The organism is Actibacterium ureilyticum (assembly GCF_002285435.1).
Taxonomy (GTDB): Bacteria; Pseudomonadota; Alphaproteobacteria; order Rhodobacterales; family Rhodobacteraceae; genus Actibacterium_C; species Actibacterium_C ureilyticum.
On the sequence record NZ_NSBT01000024.1, the window covers coordinates 401,029 to 415,572 of the forward strand.

A 14,544-nucleotide genomic window follows, 5' to 3' on the forward strand; every position below is an offset into this window, starting at 1 on the left:
CGCCCGCCGGACGGCGCGAAATCGGCGCTTTCCCATCCGGCGGGGCTGTGCCAGTCTCGCCCCCGAGGGAGGCGCGCATGACGATCACCACCTGCATTTTCGATGCCTATGGCACGCTTTTCGACGTGGCCGCCGCCGCGCGTCAGGCCGCAGGCGAACCCGGCAACGCGGCATTGGCCGAAATCTGGCCGCAACTGGCCGAGGATTGGCGCCGCAAGCAGCTGGAATACAGCTGGCTGCGCGCGATCACCGGGGCGCATGACAGCTTCTGGCAGGTGACGCAGGACGGGCTGGACTGGGCGATGGCGGCTGCGGGCCTGTCCGACCCGAACCTGCGCGAGCGTCTGCTGGCGCTTTACTGGCAGCTCGGCGCCTATCCCGAGGTGCCGCAGATGCTGGCCGATCTGAAAGCCGCCGGCATGGCCACCGCGATCCTGTCCAACGGTTCGCCCGACATGCTGGCCGGGGCGGTCGATTCCGCCGGGATCGGGGCGTTGCTGGACGATGTGCTGTCGGTTGAAACCGTGGGCGTTTTCAAGCCCCATGCATCGGTCTATGCGCTGGTCGAGGACCGCTTCGCCTGCGCCCGCGATCAGGTTCTGTTCGTGTCGTCGAACGGCTGGGACGCGGGCTGCGCCAGCGGCTACGGGTTCACCACCGCCTGGGTCAACCGCGCCGGCTTGCCGATGGATCGCCTGCCCTGGCAGCCCGCGCATGTGCTGTCCGACCTGACCGCCATTCCCCAACTGGTCACGAGGGCCGCATGAACATCTTTACCACCCCCGATGGCGCCAAGCTGGCCTTTACCGACACCGGCAGCGGCCAGCCGCTGCTGTGCCTGGCGGGCCTGACCCGCAACAGCGCCGATTTCGACTATGTCGCGCCGCATCTGGGCGGGGTGCGGATGATCTGCATGGATTATCGCGGGCGCGGGGCGTCCGACTGGACGGGGGCCGACACCTATACCGTCGCGCAAGAGGCGCAGGACGCGCTGGCGCTGCTGGATCATCTGGGCATCGAACGGGCGGCGATCCTTGGCACCTCGCGCGGGGGGCTGATCGGGATGGGGCTGGCGGCGTCGGTCCCTGACCGGATCGCGGGGCTGTGCCTGAACGATGTCGGGCCAGTGCTGGAACGTGGCGGGCTGGAACGGATCTTCGACTATGTCGGGCGCAACCCCAGCGCCCCGACCCATGCCGCGCTGGCCGAGAAACTGCCCGCCTATATGCCGGGCTTTGCCAATGTCCCGCCCGAGCGCTGGTTGAGCGAGGTGCAGCATCACTATGACGAAACCGCCGACGGGCTGGTGATCCGCTATGACCCCGCCTTACGCGATTCCTTCCTGGCCGCGTTTCAGGCCGATATCCCCGATGCCTGGCCGCTCTATGACACAATCGGGCCGATCCCGCTGGCGGTGATCCGGGGCGCGAATTCGGATCTGTTGTCGGCCCAGACCGTGGCCGAAATGGCCCGCCGCCGCCCGGACCTGATCCACACGGACGTGCCCGACCGGGCGCATGTGCCGTTTCTGGACGAACCCGAAAGCCTGACGGCCCTGAACACCTTTCTGGAGCAGATCGCATGAATATCGACATGATCCGCGCCGCCGCCGACCGGCTGGATGGCCATGCACGGCGCACGCCGCTGTTATCCTCGCCCTTTCTGGACGAGATCGCGGGGCGGCGCGTGCTGGTCAAACCCGAGTGCCTGCAGCATACCGGGTCGTTCAAGTTCCGGGGCGGGTATTCGGCGCTGTCGGCGCTGGACGCCGACACGCGGGCGCGCGGCGTGATCGCCTATTCCTCGGGCAACCATGCGCAGGGCGTGGCGCTGGCCGCGGCCCAGCATGGGGTGCCTGCGGTGATCATCATGCCCGCCGACGCGCCACAGCTGAAGATCGCCAACACACGCGCGCTGGGGGCCGAGGTCGTGCTGTACGACCGCGCCAATGGCGAGAACCGCGAGGAGATCGGCGAGGCGCTGGCCGCCGAACGCGGCCTGACCCTGATCCGCCCCTATGACGAGCCGCAGGTGATCGCGGGACAGGGCACAACGGGGCTGGAGATCGCCCGTGACGCCAACGACATGGGGATCGAAGGGGCCGATGTGCTGGTCTGCTGTGGTGGTGGCGGGCTGACATCCGGCGTCGCGCTGGCGCTGGAGGCCGACGCGCCGACCCTGCGCGTGCGCCCGGTCGAGCCTGCGGGGTATGACGACGTGGCGCGCTCGCTCGCCTCGGGCGGGATCGAGCGGAACGAACAGCAGGCCGGGGGCCTGTGCGATGCGATTCTGACCCCTGAGCCGGGGCAGATCACCTTTCCGATCATGGCACGGCTTTGCGGGCCGGGTGTCGTCGTGACCGAGGAAGAGGCCCAGCGCGCCATGGCCGCGGCCTTCACCCGGTTGAAGATCGTGCTGGAACCGGGCGGCGCGGTGTCGCTGGCCGCAGCCCTTTATCACGGCGACCAGATCGCGGGCGACACGGTCTTTGCCATCACCTCGGGCGGGAATGTCGATCCGGCCATCTTTCAGACCGCCATCGCGACCTTTGGGGATGGATCATGACCGGCTTCACCATTGCCAGTTTCAACGTCAAGAACCTGATCGGGGCGGATAAGGAATATTACGAGTTCCAGACCTACACGCCCGAGGAATATGCCTGGAAAGAGGCGTGGCTGGCCGAGCAGCTGCTGTCGATGGATGCCGATATCGTGGGCTTTCAGGAGATCTTCGAGGACGAAGCCCTGCGCGCCGTGATCGCCGAGGCCGACGCCCGCGGCACCGCGCTGAACGCCGCGACGATCCCCGACAAATCCAAGGGCTATCACAAGAAGGCGATTTTCCGGAAACTGGGCTATACCCCCTATACCGATGCGGCGCTGGCCTTTGCCCCCAATGCCGCCGATAGCGGTCAGCCCGGCAAACGGCGGCCCGGCGTCGCGGTGCTGTCGCGGTTCGGGTTCGTCGGCGAACCGCAGGTGATCCAGGATCTGGACCAGCCGCTGGAGATCCCCTTTCAGCCCCTGCGCGGCATGGATCCCGACATGGAAACCGGTCATTTCCGCCTGCGCCGCCTGTCGCGCCCGATCCTGAAGGTGCGGGTGCCCGTGGGCGATCAGGTGATCACGGTTTTCAACTGTCACCTGAAATCGAAACTGGGCGAGTTCATCACGCCCCCCGGTGCCGACTACGCACCCGAAGAGGACCTGACGCGCTATGACCCGCTGGGCCGGGCGATGGGCAGCCTGCGCGCCGCCGTCCGCCGCATGGCCGAGGCCTGGGTGCTGCGCCGCGCCATCGTGGCCGAGATCGACGCCGGTCGCCCCGTCATGGTGCTGGGCGATTTCAACGATGGCGAACATGCGGTCAGTTCGGAAATTATCTCGGGTGAGCTGCCGTTCCGCAACTATGCCTGGATGTTGCGCCACGACGCGACCGACTATAACGACCGCTATTCGAAAGAGGACGCCGCCCGGATCACCGCCGCCGTGAACCGCGTGCGGCTGCATTCGGCGGAAAAGCTGTTCGTGCGCAAATCGCTGCGCGACATGGTTTATACGGCGGCCTTTGGCGGCACCTATGAAAGCATCGACCAGATCTTTATGTCGCGGCATTTCCACCCGGACAACGAAGACCGCGTGGGCGAGATGGCCTATTTCAGCGTGTTCAACGACCACCTGACCGACGGCTCGCACCCCGAGGCGCCGTATAACAAGCTGGCGTCCGATCACGGGCAGATCATGGCGCATATGCAGATCAACGACTGATGCCCTTTGTCGATCTGAACGGACTGCGCCTGCATTACCGCGCCGATGGGCCGGCGGACGGCCCGCCGGTGGTCTTTGCCAATGCCATCTGTACCAATCTGCATCTGTGGGACGCGGTGCTGGCGCATCTGCCGCCGGGGTTGCGGCTGATCCGGTATGACATGCGCGGCCACGGGCACAGCGATTGCCCGCCCCCGCCCTATGCGATGGGTCAGCTGGTGCGCGATGCCGAAGGGCTGCTGGATCATCTGGACGTGCGCGATTGCGTCTTTGTCGGCCTGTCGCTGGGCGGGTTCGTGGCCCAGGGGCTGGCGGTCAAGCGGCTGGACCAGATCCGCGCGCTGGTGCTGTCGAACACCGCCGCCAAGCTGGGCCAGCCCGCGCAATGGCAGGCCCGGATCGACGCGCTGCACCGGGGCGGTATGACGGCGCTGGCCGACACCACCCTGCCCGCCTGGTTCACGCGCGCCTTCCGCGCCGGCCCCGACTTCGCCGCCTGGCGGGAGCGGTTCCTGGCGCAGGATGTTCAGGGGGTCGCGGGCTGTCTGGCCGCGATCTCGGGCACCGATTTCTATACCCCCACAAGCGGATTGCGCCTGCCGACGCTGGGCATCGCCGGAAGCGAGGACGGTGCGACCCCCGCCGATCTGGTGCGCGAGACTGTGGGCCTGATCCCCGGATCCCGGTTCGAGCTGATCCGGCGGGCCGGGCACCTGCCATGTGTCGAACAGCCCGCCGAATTCGCCCGGCTTCTGCTGCGCTTTCTGAAGGAGACAGGCCATGTCTGACGCCCTGCCGATCCTGCTGGTTCATGGCGCCTGGGGCAGCGCCGAAAGCTGGGGCACGGTGCCCGCCCGGCTGCGCGCCAAAGGGTTCCGGGTCAATGCCATCGACCTGCCGGGCCACGGCCACGACCCCACACCGCCCGAAACCGTGCGCCTGTCGGATTATGCCGACCGGATCGTCGATGCGTTGCAGGGGCGCCCGCCAGCGCTGGTCGTGGGGCATTCGATGGGCGGCATGGCGATCACCGCAGCGGCGGAACAGGCGCCCGAACGGTTCCGCGCGCTGGTCTATCTGTGCGCCTTTCTGCCGCGTGATGGCGACAGCCTGCTGTCGCTGAAAAAGCGCGAGGCGCCGACGATCGGTGCGGCGGTTCAGCCCGGCCCGGTGCCCGGCACGACCGTGCTGGACCCCGACCGCGCCCTGCCCTTTCTGGCCCAGGACGCCGATCCGGCAACCCGCAGCGCGATCCGCGCCGGGCTGCAGGTGCAGCCGAACCGCGCCCAGACGGATCCCGTCCGACTGAGCAGCAACCGGTTCGGGATGGTGCCCAAGATCTATGTCCGGTGCCTGCGCGACCAGACGATCACGCCCGAACTGCAACAGGCCATGGCGACCGAAACCCGCTGCGACCGGATCCTGAGCCTGGATAGCGGGCACCTGCCGCAGATGACACAAGCTGCTGCGCTGACCGATCTGCTGGCCGGGATCGCGCGCGATCATGCCCCGCGCTGAGCCGCGCGTCGCAGGCGGCATTGCCTTTGTCGCTCAGGCACATGAAACTGCATACCGGGCGCTGATTGGATGGGCGCAAGCCACCCGATCCGCGCCACCAGACACGAAAGGGGCGACATGACACGCATCAAGGCCGCCGTCGCGCATCAGTTCAACGCGCCGCTGACGATTGAAGAGGTCACCCTGCGCGCCCCCAACGCGGCCGAGGTCGAGGTGACGCTGGCCGCCTGCGCCATCTGTCACTCCGATATCTCCTTTGCCGAGGGCGCATGGGGCGGCAGCCTGCCCGCCGTCTTCGGGCACGAGGCCGCCGGGCGCATCACAGCGGTGGGCGACGGCGTGAGCGGCTTTGCCGTGGGCGATACGGTGATCGTCACGCTGATCCGCGCCTGCGGCACCTGCCCCAGCTGCGCGACCGGCGCGCCGGTCCTGTGCAGCACGCCCTATGACCGGGACCGTGGCCCGCTCAGCACGCTGGACGGTGGCACCCTGCAACATGGGCTGTCCTGCGGCGCATTTGCCGAAAAGGTCGTGGTCCATCACAGCCAGATCGCCGCGATCCCCGCCGACATGCCGATGGATGCGGCCTGTCTGCTGTCCTGTGGCGTGATCACCGGGATCGGCGCGGTGGTGAATGCCGCGCAGGTGCGTCCGGGGCAGAACGTGGTGGTGATCGGCGCGGGCGGGGTGGGGCTGAACGCCATTCAGGGCGCCCGCATCGCCGGGGCCGCGCGGATCATCGCGGTCGACATGACCGATGACAAGCTGGCCACCGCCCGCGCCTTTGGCGCCACCGACGGGATGCTGGCCAGCGATCCCAAACCGTGGAAAACTGTCCGCAAGCTGACCGGCGGGCGCGGCGCCGATGCGGTGCTGGTGACCGTGGGGGCGATCCCGGCCTATGACAGCGCGCCGCGTCTTCTGGCGACAGGCGGGCGCATGGTGATGGTCGGCATGCCCCATTCGGGCCAGACCGCCAGCTATGAGCCCGTGATCATCGCCGCCACCGGTCAGGCGCTGGTCGGATCGCTGATGGGCGATACGGTGCTGGCGCGGGACATTCCGTGGATGGTCGATCTGTACCAGCAGGGCCGGTTGAAGCTGGACGAGCTGATCTCGGGCCGCTGGCGGCTGGATCAGATCAATGCGGCCATCGCCGACACCAAATCGGGCGCCGCGCGCCGCAACGTGATCGTCTTCGAATGAAGCTGACCGATCTGGATATCATCGTCACCGCCCCGCCCGCGCCGGGCTGGGGCGGGCGCTATTGGATATTGGTCAAGCTGACCACCGATACCGGGATCACCGGCTGGGGCGAATGCTATGCCAGCACGGTCGGGCCTGAGGCGATGCGTGCGGTCATCACCGATGTCTTCGCCCGCCACATGGAGGGTGAAAATCCCGAGAATATCGAGCTGATGTTCCGCCGCGTCTATTCCAGCGGCTTCACCCAGCGCCCCGATCCCACGGTGATGGGCGCATTTTCGGGGCTGGAAATCGCGTGCTGGGACATTCTGGGCAAGGATCGCGATCGCCCCGTCTGGGCGCTGATCGGCGGGCGGATGAATGACCGGGTGCGGGCCTATACCTATCTTTATCCGCTGGCCCATCACGATGCGCACGCCTTCTGGACCGACCCCGATCTGGCGGCCGAGGCGGCGGCCGATTGCGTCGCGCGTGGCTATACGGCGGTCAAGTTCGACCCGGCGGGACCCTATACGATCCGCGGCGGGCATATGCCGGCGGGATCTGACATCACGCGGTCCGTCGCGTTTTGCCGCGCAATCCGTGGGGCGGTGGGCGACCGCGCCGATCTGCTCTTTGGCACCCATGGGCAATTCACCACCGCCGGGGCCATCCGGCTGGGCCGGGCGCTGGAACCCCATGATCCGCTGTGGTTCGAGGAACCCGTGCCCCCCGACAACGCCACCGCCATGGCACAGGTCGCGGGCGGCGTGCGCATCCCCATCGCCACGGGCGAGCGGCTGTGCACCAAGGCCGAATTCGCCCCGCTGCTGCGGGCCGGAGCGGTGCAGATCCTGCAACCCGCGCTGGGCCGCGTCGGCGGGATATGGGAGGCCAAGAAGATCGCCGCCATGGCCGAGGTCTATAACGCCCAGATGGCGCCGCACCTGTACGCCGGGCCGGTGGAATGGGCCGCGAACATCCATTTCAGCGTGTCGATCCCGAACCTGCTGATGGCCGAAACCATCGAAACCCCGTTCCACGACGCCCTGATCAAGGGCGCCATACGGGTCGAGGATGGGTATATCCCCGCCCCCACCGACCCCGGCCTGGGGATCGAGGTGGACGAGGCGCTGGCCCGCGCCCATCCCTATACCGGCGACGGCCTGCACCTGGAAATGCAGGAGGCGCCTTGCGACTATCGGAACGGCAACGACTTCCAGGGCGGCGCGCCGACCGACGGTTGAAACGCAGCATCGGTTTGGAAATGGCGATCCCTGAAGGACTCGAACCCTCAACCTGCTGATTAGAAGTCAGCTGCTCTATCCAGTTGAGCTAAGGGACCGCTTGGCCGCCAGTTATGCCAGCGGCGTGTCCGGGGTCAAGCGCCGGGCGTCAGGTCAAGCGTCATGAACACCGACCAGGGGTCGTGGTCATACCCCTCGAACGGGGTGCTGACGACGAAGCCGTACCGCTCATAGAGCTTGCGCGCGGGCAGGAAATCGTCGGTCGATCCGGTTTCCAGATAGATCGCATCGGCGCCGCGCTCCCGTGCCAGCGCCATCAGATGTTCCAGCATTGCCCGGCCCGCGCCGGTGCCGCGCGCCTCTGACACCGTATGCATGGATTTCAGCTCGACCCCGCCATTTGACAGCGCCTTGAGCGCGCCCATCGCGATGGCCTGATCGCCCTGCCACAGAAGATAGAAATCGACCTGCGGCACCTCAAGCCCCGACAGGTCCAGCACATGGCAGCTTTCCTCGGGGGATTGCGCTGCCATCTGGGCCACGTGCCGCGCGATCAGCGCACGCGCCTGCGGTTCGGACGGGCGCGCCGGGGCAATGCGAAACCCCGACATCCGATCAGTGGGTCCAGACGGTCCGCCGGTCGGTGGCGAAGTTCTCGCCATAGCCGCGGGCGCGGATGTTCGGCTTGCGCTTCTTTGGTTCGGTCACCACGGCGTCGATCCCGTGGGTGGCGGCATAGCTCAGCGCCTCTTCCTTGGTGTCGAAGCGCAGGCGGATCTGGCTTTGGGTGTCGGACGAGCTGGTCCAGCCCATCAGCGGATCGACCGAACGCGCGCTGTCGGCGACATATTCCAGAACCCAGTGATGGGTCTTGGCAGTGCCGGATTGCATGGCGGTGCGAGCAGGCTGATAGATGCGGGCTGGCATGGGCGACTCCGTTTCAGATCGGGACAGTTATGAGAAATTCGTGCCGCCAGCGCAAGGGGATCGGTGCGTCGGCCGAACCCTCTGGGAGCACGAGTATTCAGGTCCAGCCGACGCTGTCGCTGCATGAAAAGGATACACTCCACCATTGGATGTTTCAATTGTTTTCATTCGCGCAAAAATTGATCCGCGCGCGGCCCCACCCGCCATCGCGGTTGCAATGCACCTTGAAAGCGAACAAAAAGAGATCAAATCTGGTGCAGCCCCAAGGAGCCCACCATGCCCTATGCCCATTCCGACAAATCCGCACCGGTGCTGAACGCCCCCGCGCCGGACGTGAAATCGCGCGAAAAGCTCGAGGGTGGCAAGCGCTTCGTGATGAAGACCGACTTCGCCCCGGCGGGCGACCAGCCCACGGCGATTGCCGAACTGTCCCAGGGCGTGCGCGACGGCGAGCAGGACCAGGTGCTGCTGGGCGCGACCGGCACCGGCAAGACATTCACCATGGCCAAGGTGATCGAGGAAACCCAGCGCCCCGCCATCATCCTGGCCCCGAACAAGACGCTGGCGGCCCAGCTTTATGGCGAGTTCAAGGGCTTCTTCCCCGACAACGCGGTGGAATATTTCGTCAGCTATTACGACTACTACCAGCCCGAGGCCTATGTCGCGCGGTCGGACACCTATATCGAGAAGGAATCCCAGATCAACGAACAGATCGACCGCATGCGCCACTCGGCCACGCGGGCGCTTCTGGAACGCGATGACGTGATCATCATCGCCTCGGTCTCGTGCATCTATGGTATCGGCTCGGTCGAAACCTATGGCGCGATGACGCAGGATCTGATCGCAGGCAAGGAATACGACCAGCGCGCGGTGATGGCCGATCTGGTGGCGCAGCAATACCGCCGCAACGATCAGGCGTTCCAGCGCGGGTCGTTCCGGGTGCGGGGCGATTCCCTGGAAATCTGGCCCGCCCACCTGGAGGACCGCGCCTGGAAGCTGTCCTTTTTCGGCGAAGAGCTTGAGGGGATCACCGAATTCGACCCCTTGACCGGTGCCAAGACCGATACGTTCGACCGCATCCGGGTCTATGCCAACAGCCACTACGTCACGCCGAAACCGACGATGAAACAGGCGGTGATCGGCATCAAGAAAGAGCTGAAGACGCGCCTGGACCAGTTGGTGGCCGAGGGCAAGCTGCTGGAAGCGCAGCGTCTGGAACAGCGCACCAATTTCGACCTGGAGATGCTGGAGGCCACCGGCGTCTGCAACGGGATCGAAAACTACAGCCGTTACCTGACTGGCCGCGCCCCGGGTGAACCGCCCCCCACCCTGTTCGAATTCATCCCCGACAACGCCATCGTCTTCGCCGATGAAAGCCACGTGTCCGTGCCGCAGATCGGCGGCATGTACCGGGGCGACTATCGCCGCAAGTTCACGCTGGCCGAACACGGCTTCCGCCTGCCCAGCTGCATGGACAACCGCCCCCTGAAGTTCGAGGAATGGGATGCCATGCGCCCGCAATCGGTCTTCGTATCCGCGACCCCGGCGGCGTGGGAGCTGGAACAGACCGGCGGCGTCTTCACCGAACAGGTGATCCGCCCCACCGGCCTGCTGGATCCGCAGGTCGAGATCCGCCCCGTGGAAATGCAGGTCGACGATCTGCTGGACGAGATCCGCAAGGTTACGGCCGATGGCTTCCGCACGCTGGTCACGACCCTGACCAAACGCATGGCCGAGGATCTGACCGAATACCTGCACGAACAGGGGATCAAGGTCCGCTATATGCATTCGGACATCGACACGATCGAACGGATCGAGATCCTGCGCGACCTGCGGCTTGGGGCGTTCGACGTGCTGGTGGGCATCAACCTGCTGCGCGAGGGGCTGGACATTCCCGAATGCGGGCTGGTGGCCATCCTGGACGCGGATAAGGAGGGGTTCTTGCGCTCCGAAACCTCGTTGATCCAGACCATCGGACGCGCCGCGCGGAACGCCGAGGGGCGGGTGATCATGTATGCCGACCGGATCACCGGCTCCATGGAACGCGCGCTGGCCGAGACCAACCGCCGCCGCGAGAAACAGATCTCCTACAACGAGGAACACGGCATCACGCCCGAAACGGTGAAGAAGAATGTCGAGGATATCCTCGCCGGCCTCTATCAGGGCGACACCGACCAGAGCCGCGTCACCGCCAAGATCGGCAAGCCCATGCACGGCGCCAACCTTGAGGCGCATCTGGACGGCCTGCGCGCGGAAATGCGCAAAGCGGCCGAGAACCTGGAATTCGAAGAAGCCGCGCGTCTGCGGGACGAGGTCAAACGGCTGGAGGCCGTGGACCTGGCCGTCTCAGACGACCCGCTGGCCCGTCAGTCGGCGATCGAAGCCGCCGGAGAGGCCGCCGTGGGCCGGTCCAAGGCAGGGCGCCCGGGGCAACGGGGTGGGGTGAAGCGGCGGAAGCGGTAGGTTGGCGCCGAGAAATGACTAATCCAGCGGATCATTCTCAAGATGAATTTCATGGGACTGACGAATTCCATGATGTCTTTGCTTCGCTTGTGATGCTGAAGCTGTCTTTAGATATGGTCTTGAAAGAACCGGCTATGTGGAAGTGGGCCATTCTTGGAGCCCACAGCCTACTTCAGGGTGCTTGCGTATGTTTCCTGACCCGAACCGACGGCGGCGGTGCGCTTTCGGATGAGTCGGAGCGGAAATTGAGGGAATATCACAATCTAGGCACCCAAAAAGCGATCGTCGAGAAATGCGGCGGCGAGTGGATACTTGGCGAACCGCAACCCCCGAAGGATCACGTTGCAACGCTGATCGATTTACTAAAACGGCTTCCGGGCGAATGGCGCGTTACTGTGCCAAAATACTTCGACGACTGTAAAAGAGACAGTGAGCGCGACTTATGGCGCCTCCATGACTTCCGAAACAGTTTTACTCATTTCCAACCAGTGGGCTGGTCGATTGAAAAAGCGGGTCTGCCGCGCATTATCGGTTTAGCCTTGGATTTGGCCGAGGAAATCATCACGGATCCCGGCTACACACGTTACCCAGATTATCCTGAAGGAACGCGCAAAGCGATTAGAGATTGCAAACTCGCTCTTCAGCAGTTGAACAGCGCGCTAACTCGCAATTGAATAGGGCCGCGCCCGACCCTGGGTGGGCGCAGCGCAACGTCATTGATGCGCAATTTATGGTGCCACACTCTTCCCGCGTTATGAACCTGCGATGACGCCGCAAAAGCGCCCCACACGGCCCGCTACTCCACGGCACGCACAAGCTGGACCTGTGGGCGATCTGCGGTGTCGCGGGTGATGTGGGCCTCGACGCCGTACATGCGGCGCAGGGTGTCGGCGGTCAGGACCTCGTGCGGGGGGGCCTGCATCCGTCATGCAGCCTGGCGATCCGGTCAGCGTGCCACGGGGTCGGGGCGTCTGTCCGGCAGTCATCCGACCACCCGGACAGGCATCTGCAAGCAGCTTCCGACGTACCGTTGCAGCCGCCCGCTCGCCCCCGCCAGCCCCAACAGGGACGCGGGAATATCTTGAAACATGCCGCGATTTTGACAAAGCTTGTCGCCACCGATTTCCAGCCGCCCGATCCCGGTCGGGCTTTTTCACCGATCATTACGCCCGAGCCGCCATTTGACCCACACCCCCATCGCCGAGGATGAACGCCCCCTAGGGCAGCTTTTCTGGTTCCTTCTGTTTCTGGGCTGGACCCCGATCCTGGCGGCCTATGGCCATGTGCTGGATCCCGTTACCTCGGCGCGGGACGGGATCATCGTGACCTTTGTCGACCGGCTGACGCTCTATCAACAGGTGGGTTGGGGCGTGCCGGCGGTGGGCGTGCTGACGGTTGCGGGGCTGTTGTCGGTGGCCGCGATGTACCGGCTGGGCTGGCGGCGGCTGTGGCCCGCGCCGGCCTTTTTGTTGTGGTCCAGCCTGATCTATGTGTTCAACCCGCCGGGATTGGGCGGCTGGCCAGAGCTGCCGGTGCATGCGGTTTATGCCGGGCTGGCCTTTGCCTGTACCTATCTGTTCCTGTGTCACGGGCACCTGCTGTCGCCGGGGTTTTTGGCCTATGTCGGGCTGCTGCTGTGCGATGTGGCACTGCATCACACGGTGTTGCCGGGCGGTGTGCTGGGGCGGGTGTTCGTGGGCTATGTGCCCGATCTGATCACCGCGTTGCAGTTCCTGGCCGTTGCGGTGCTGGTGCGGATGGTCTGGCTGATGGTGCGCGACAACCGGGCGTTTTTCCGCAGCCTGGATCCGGCGACCCTGCGCCGGGCCACGGGACGCACGTTGAAATTCTGGTGGCCGATGCCGGTGGTCTTCGTTGCGGCGGCGGCATTCTGGTGGGCGGTGCTGAACCTGTGGGTGGGCGGCGCCGTGATGGCACGGCTGGACCAGGACCGCGCGATGCTGGAACGCCAGATGGGGCCGCTTCTGCGGGCCGATGCGCAGGTGGACCAGTCCCTGCATGCCGATGGCCGGAACCTGTTTGCGCTGCTGGAAGAGGCCGCGCGCCTTGCCAGCGCCAATGACTGGCTCGGCGCGCAGCTGGCCGATCACCGGGCCGAGGCGCAGCGGTTCTATGCCGATTGGCAGGCCCGGCACGACCAGAACCCGAAGACGCTGGAACATGCGCTGCTGGACTGGGTCCAGTTGCAGGTGGGTGTGTCGAACATCCGCAACCAGTTCACGCTGATCATGGTGGGATACGATGCCCAGACCAGCGGCGCGTCCCGGGCCGAGGCACAGCAGAAGATCGACGCCGCCTTCCCGCGCGCGGCCCTGCCCGAATTCGACGAACCATCATGCTGGCTGCTGGATTTCCCCTGCCATGCCGAGGCCGCGATCGTCCGGCGCGTGAACCGGTTGATGGACGACATGCACGGCCAGATGACGGGGGCAGCAAAGACACAGGTCGATGCGATCTATGACGCGGGCAGCGCTCAGGCGCTAAGCGCCACGCAAACCGCCCGCACCACAACCCGCCAGGCGCACGAGGCCTTTTCCCGCGACATCGCGACGGCGATCCAGGCCACCTTTCGCACGTGGCGGAACATATCCTTCCTGACGCTGGTCTACAGCCTGATCATCCTGCTCAAGACCCTGTTCATCGTGCTGTCGCGGGTGATCTTCTCGCCCAAGAGCGGGCTTGGCGTGACCGCCCGGTTCCTGCCCCACCCGCCGCCGGACCACCCGGCGGGGATCTCGAAACACGGGGCGGTCTATCGCATCCCGGCCGCGACGCCCGATGCGCATTACGTGTCACGCTGGGGCGTCACGCTCGAGGGGCCGCCGCCCGCCCGCAGGCGGCCGATGGGATACCGTTTTCCGGTGGCGCGCATTGTCTCGGGCACCTGGGCAATGAACCGGATCGACGGCGACCGCGCCGGGCAGGAGGACGAGTTCGACGCCGACCTGAAGGTGGACGAACCCGCCGAGCTGGTGGTGTGGCGGCTGGCCCCGGGCGAGCGGGTCGTGTTCCGCTTCGCCGATTTCGTCGGCATGAGCGACGGCATGCGCGTGCGCCGGATATCGAGCCTGAGCATCACGACGCTGATCCTGGGCCGCGTGATCTATCACGCCGCCGACGGGCCCGGCACCCTGATCCTCAGGACCACCGCCGCGGCCCGGATCAGCACCGACGACGACGGCGCGCGCCCGGCCCCGATGCCCAAGCTGGTCGCCTGGGGCGCCGAGACGCATTTCGGCGTGCTGGCCGCGTTGACCACGGTGGACACGTTCCTGAGCGGCTACAACCTGAAGGTCGGCAGCGGCGACCGCGTGGTCTGGGATACCTCGACCCGCCGCGGCGACGGGCCGGGCACGGGCATCCTGCGCTTTGTCAAAAGCTTTCTGCTGCCGATCTAGGGCAAGCCGCGTGGGTCA

General features: G+C 65.9%; 14 protein-coding genes and 1 tRNA gene. 11 read left to right on the plus strand and 4 right to left on the minus strand.

What is annotated here, in order from left to right; all coding sequences use genetic code 11:
• Window positions 1–77 precede the first annotated feature (77 nt).
• From CLM60_RS08010 to CLM60_RS08045, 8 genes are all read left to right on the plus strand, one after another.
• Entirely contained in the window at window positions 78–767 is a 690-nt protein-coding gene (locus CLM60_RS08010; RefSeq protein WP_095588631.1) for a haloacid dehalogenase type II, read from the plus strand.
• The gene (locus CLM60_RS08015) at window positions 764–1,585 is read left to right on the plus strand and encodes an alpha/beta fold hydrolase (RefSeq protein WP_095588632.1); all 822 of its coding nucleotides are present in this window, start codon (window positions 764–766) and stop codon (window positions 1,583–1,585) included. Before CLM60_RS08010 ends, CLM60_RS08015 begins: the two co-directional genes overlap by 4 nt.
• Entirely contained in the window at window positions 1,582–2,565 is a 984-nt protein-coding gene (locus CLM60_RS08020; RefSeq protein ID WP_095588633.1) for a threonine ammonia-lyase, read from the plus strand. Before CLM60_RS08015 ends, CLM60_RS08020 begins: the two co-directional genes overlap by 4 nt.
• Entirely contained in the window at window positions 2,562–3,767 is a 1,206-nt protein-coding gene (locus CLM60_RS08025; protein ID WP_095588634.1) for an endonuclease/exonuclease/phosphatase family protein, read from the plus strand. The genes CLM60_RS08020 and CLM60_RS08025 overlap by 4 nt, the downstream gene beginning before the upstream one ends.
• Window positions 3,767–4,555, plus strand: a complete 789-nt coding sequence (gene pcaD / locus CLM60_RS08030; protein WP_095588635.1) for a 3-oxoadipate enol-lactonase — start codon at window positions 3,767–3,769, stop codon at window positions 4,553–4,555. The genes CLM60_RS08025 and pcaD overlap by 1 nt, the downstream gene beginning before the upstream one ends.
• Window positions 4,548–5,285, plus strand: coding sequence for an alpha/beta fold hydrolase (locus CLM60_RS08035; RefSeq protein WP_095588636.1), 738 nt, complete (start codon window positions 4,548–4,550; stop codon window positions 5,283–5,285). Before pcaD ends, CLM60_RS08035 begins: the two co-directional genes overlap by 8 nt.
• A 117-nt stretch (window positions 5,286–5,402) precedes the next feature.
• Window positions 5,403–6,491, plus strand: a complete 1,089-nt coding sequence (locus CLM60_RS08040) for a Zn-dependent alcohol dehydrogenase (RefSeq protein WP_095588637.1) — start codon at window positions 5,403–5,405, stop codon at window positions 6,489–6,491.
• Window positions 6,488–7,717, plus strand: a complete 1,230-nt coding sequence (locus CLM60_RS08045) for a mandelate racemase/muconate lactonizing enzyme family protein (protein ID WP_095588638.1) — start codon at window positions 6,488–6,490, stop codon at window positions 7,715–7,717. The genes CLM60_RS08040 and CLM60_RS08045 overlap by 4 nt, the downstream gene beginning before the upstream one ends.
• A 21-nt stretch (window positions 7,718–7,738) precedes the next feature.
• On the opposite strand, the gene CLM60_RS08050 is transcribed toward CLM60_RS08045, so the two are convergent.
• The 3 genes from CLM60_RS08050 to CLM60_RS08060 form a co-directional block, all read right to left on the minus strand.
• Window positions 7,739–7,815: transfer RNA gene (locus tag CLM60_RS08050), tRNA-Arg, on the minus strand.
• A 36-nt stretch (window positions 7,816–7,851) separates the two neighbouring features.
• The gene (locus tag CLM60_RS08055; protein ID WP_095588639.1) at window positions 7,852–8,328 is read right to left on the minus strand and encodes a GNAT family N-acetyltransferase; all 477 of its coding nucleotides are present in this window, start codon (window positions 8,326–8,328) and stop codon (window positions 7,852–7,854) included.
• A gap of 4 nt (window positions 8,329–8,332) precedes the next feature.
• On the minus strand, window positions 8,333–8,644 hold the full coding sequence (locus CLM60_RS08060) for an ETC complex I subunit (RefSeq protein WP_095588640.1): 312 nt from the start codon (window positions 8,642–8,644) through the stop codon (window positions 8,333–8,335).
• Between the two features lie 276 nt (window positions 8,645–8,920).
• Here CLM60_RS08060 and uvrB point away from each other — a divergent pair, with 276 nt between their 5' ends.
• Both uvrB and CLM60_RS08070 read left to right on the plus strand, forming a co-directional pair.
• On the plus strand, window positions 8,921–11,107 hold the full coding sequence (uvrB, locus tag CLM60_RS08065) for an excinuclease ABC subunit UvrB (protein WP_095588641.1): 2,187 nt from the start codon (window positions 8,921–8,923) through the stop codon (window positions 11,105–11,107).
• A gap of 14 nt (window positions 11,108–11,121) precedes the next feature.
• A complete protein-coding gene (locus tag CLM60_RS08070) occupies window positions 11,122–11,781 on the plus strand; it encodes a hypothetical protein (RefSeq protein WP_141246483.1) in 660 nt (219 codons plus the stop codon).
• A gap of 122 nt (window positions 11,782–11,903) precedes the next feature.
• Here CLM60_RS08070 and CLM60_RS21320 read toward each other — a convergent pair whose 3' ends face one another.
• The gene (locus CLM60_RS21320) at window positions 11,904–12,029 is read right to left on the minus strand and encodes a hypothetical protein (protein WP_281256674.1); all 126 of its coding nucleotides are present in this window, start codon (window positions 12,027–12,029) and stop codon (window positions 11,904–11,906) included.
• 259 nt (window positions 12,030–12,288) lie between these two features.
• Here CLM60_RS21320 and CLM60_RS08075 point away from each other — a divergent pair, with 259 nt between their 5' ends.
• Window positions 12,289–14,526: a DUF2339 domain-containing protein gene (locus CLM60_RS08075; protein WP_095588643.1), complete on the plus strand. Its 2,238-nt coding sequence runs from the start codon at window positions 12,289–12,291 to the stop codon at window positions 14,524–14,526.
• The last annotated feature ends 18 nt before the right edge of the window (window positions 14,527–14,544 follow it).

Bases quoted from the DNA above. Each gene is read 5' to 3' on its own strand.
- CLM60_RS08040 (WP_095588637.1), top strand. From the start codon at position 5,403: ATGACACGCATCAAGGCCGCCGTCGCGCATCAGTTCAACGCGCCGCTG.
- CLM60_RS08070 (WP_141246483.1), top strand. From the start codon at position 11,122: ATGACTAATCCAGCGGATCATTCTCAAGATGAATTTCATGGGACTGAC.
- CLM60_RS08055 (WP_095588639.1), bottom strand. From the start codon at position 8,328: ATGTCGGGGTTTCGCATTGCCCCGGCGCGCCCGTCCGAACCGCAGGCG.
- CLM60_RS08045 (WP_095588638.1), top strand. From the start codon at position 6,488: ATGAAGCTGACCGATCTGGATATCATCGTCACCGCCCCGCCCGCGCCG.
- CLM60_RS08015 (WP_095588632.1), top strand. From the start codon at position 764: ATGAACATCTTTACCACCCCCGATGGCGCCAAGCTGGCCTTTACCGAC.
- CLM60_RS08060 (WP_095588640.1), bottom strand. From the start codon at position 8,644: ATGCCAGCCCGCATCTATCAGCCTGCTCGCACCGCCATGCAATCCGGC.
- pcaD (WP_095588635.1), top strand. From the start codon at position 3,767: ATGCCCTTTGTCGATCTGAACGGACTGCGCCTGCATTACCGCGCCGAT.
- CLM60_RS08025 (WP_095588634.1), top strand. From the start codon at position 2,562: ATGACCGGCTTCACCATTGCCAGTTTCAACGTCAAGAACCTGATCGGG.
- uvrB (WP_095588641.1), top strand. From the start codon at position 8,921: ATGCCCTATGCCCATTCCGACAAATCCGCACCGGTGCTGAACGCCCCC.
- CLM60_RS21320 (WP_281256674.1), bottom strand. From the start codon at position 12,029: ATGCAGGCCCCCCCGCACGAGGTCCTGACCGCCGACACCCTGCGCCGC.
- CLM60_RS08035 (WP_095588636.1), top strand. From the start codon at position 4,548: ATGTCTGACGCCCTGCCGATCCTGCTGGTTCATGGCGCCTGGGGCAGC.
- CLM60_RS08010 (WP_095588631.1), top strand. From the start codon at position 78: ATGACGATCACCACCTGCATTTTCGATGCCTATGGCACGCTTTTCGAC.
- CLM60_RS08020 (WP_095588633.1), top strand. From the start codon at position 1,582: ATGAATATCGACATGATCCGCGCCGCCGCCGACCGGCTGGATGGCCAT.